At 59.4% G+C, this 1,875-nt stretch carries 2 protein-coding genes; both read right to left on the bottom strand.

Annotation, left to right across the window (positions count from 1 at the left end; all coding sequences use genetic code 11):
* Window positions 1–104: 104 nt before the first annotated feature.
* Window positions 105–479 (bottom strand): fluoride efflux transporter CrcB, encoded by a 375-nt coding sequence (crcB, locus tag FEM54_RS31630; RefSeq protein ID WP_017137499.1) that lies wholly within the window; start codon window positions 477–479, stop codon window positions 105–107.
* The gene (locus FEM54_RS31625; protein WP_017137500.1) at window positions 479–1,801 is read right to left on the bottom strand and encodes a replication-associated recombination protein A; all 1,323 of its coding nucleotides are present in this window, start codon (window positions 1,799–1,801) and stop codon (window positions 479–481) included. Before FEM54_RS31625 ends, crcB begins: the two co-directional genes overlap by 1 nt.
* Between the last annotated feature and the right edge of the window lie 74 nt (window positions 1,802–1,875).

Raw genomic sequence — 1,875 nt, 5'->3', positions numbered from 1 at the left:
TAAGAGACAGATCCAAGGCAAAGCCACGGGATGCCAGGCGGTCCGCTACGTCCTGAAGGTTGCTACGTAACAGTTTGGAATCGAGCATGTCGGTCTCTCGTTTATCAAAGTTTGGTCAAGGACAGGCCAGCCCAGGTGGCGAGCAGCCCGCCGAACACGCTGATGCCCAGGTAACCGAAAGCTACCAAAGCTTGCCCGCTTTCCAGCAGGCGCACCGTATCCAGTGAAAAGGATGAAAAGGTCGTAAGACCGCCTACAAAACCGACAATCAAGCCGGCGCGAACCTCAATCGGCACTTCGGGGCGCAACAGGAACCAGCCGTACAACAGGCCGATAATCAGGCAACCCACCAGGTTGACCGCCAGAGTGGCCGCATAAAAATGCTTCGGCCAATTGGCGCTGACCCAAGTGCCAGTGGCGAAACGCAATAATGTACCAGCGATGCCCGCGGCGGACACGGCAAGAATGGTCTTGAGCACTACTTTCTCCGCTGTTTTGGGCTGAGACGGTCGAGTTGGGCCAGGTGATTGAGCTTTTCACCGATTTTCAGCTCCAGGCCACGCGGCACCGGCTGATACAGCGGCAAGGGCTCAAGCTCATCGGGGAAGTAGTCTTCGCCGGCCGCGTAGGCGTCCGGCTCATCGTGGGCATAGCGGTATTCGTCGCCATAACCCAACTGTTTCATAAGCTTGGTCGGCGCATTGCGCAGGTGCATCGGCACCTCAAGAGAGCCGTATTCGGCAGCGGCGCGCAGGGCGGATTTGAAGCCCATGTACACCGCGTTGCTTTTTGGCGCGCAGGCCAGGTAGGTGATGGCCTGGGCCACGGCCAACTCGCCTTCCGGGCTACCCAGGCGCTCCTGCACATCCCAGGCGGCCAGGCACAGGCTCAAGGCGCGCGGGTCGGCGTTGCCGATGTCTTCGCTGGCCATGCGTACCACGCGGCGCGCCAGGTACAGCGGGTCGCAGCCACCGTCGATCATGCGTGCAAACCAGTACAACGCGCCGTCGGGGTTGGAGCCGCGCACAGACTTGTGCAGTGCCGAGATCTGATCGTAAAAGGCTTCGCCGCCCTTGTCGAAACGGCGGCGCGTGTCGCCGAGCAGGCTTTGCAACAGGTCGACGCCAATCTCGTGGCCGTCTTCGGCCAAATCCGAGGCATTCTCCAGCAGGTTCAGAAAGCGGCGACCATCGCCATCGGCGGCGGCCAGCAGAATTTTGAAGCCTTCTTCGCTGACGCTCAGCTGGCGCTTGCCCAAGCCCTTGTCTTCGCTCAGAGCCCGATGCAGCAGCTTTTGCATCGCCGCTTCGTCCAGGCTCTTGAGCACATAGACACGCGCTCGCGAGAGCAAGGCATTGTTGAGTTCAAACGAAGGGTTTTCGGTGGTAGCGCCAATAAAGATTAACGTACCGTCTTCGACATACGGCAAAAACGCGTCTTGCTGCGACTTGTTGAAACGATGCACTTCGTCGACAAACAGGATGGTGCGCTTGCCGTATTGCCCAGCCTGTTGCTTGGCAACTTCTACCGCCTGGCGAATCTCTTTGACCCCGGCCAGTACCGCCGAAACCGTTTCGAAATGTGCATCCGAGACTTTTGCCAGCAGCCGCGCCAGGGTGGTTTTACCCACGCCCGGCGGCCCCCAGAAAATCATCGAGTGCAGCGCACCCTGCTCCAGGGCTTCACGCAAAGGCTTGCCGCGAGCGAGCAGGTGTTCCTGCCCGACGTACTCATCCAGGTTGGTCGAGCGCAAACGCGCCGCCAAAGGCTGAGCAATCGGGTCACTTCGAAACAAATCCATGGGCAGCGTTTGAAACCTCTAGACAGGTTATTCCTGGATCACGTCGGCACCCTTGGGGATGACGAACTTGAACT

It is taken from the genome of Pseudomonas edaphica (assembly GCF_005863185.1).
Taxonomy (GTDB): Bacteria; Pseudomonadota; Gammaproteobacteria; order Pseudomonadales; family Pseudomonadaceae; genus Aquipseudomonas; species Aquipseudomonas edaphica.
Note: the sequence above shows the minus strand (reverse complement) of the source record. Positions and strands in the feature narration are given on the sequence as shown.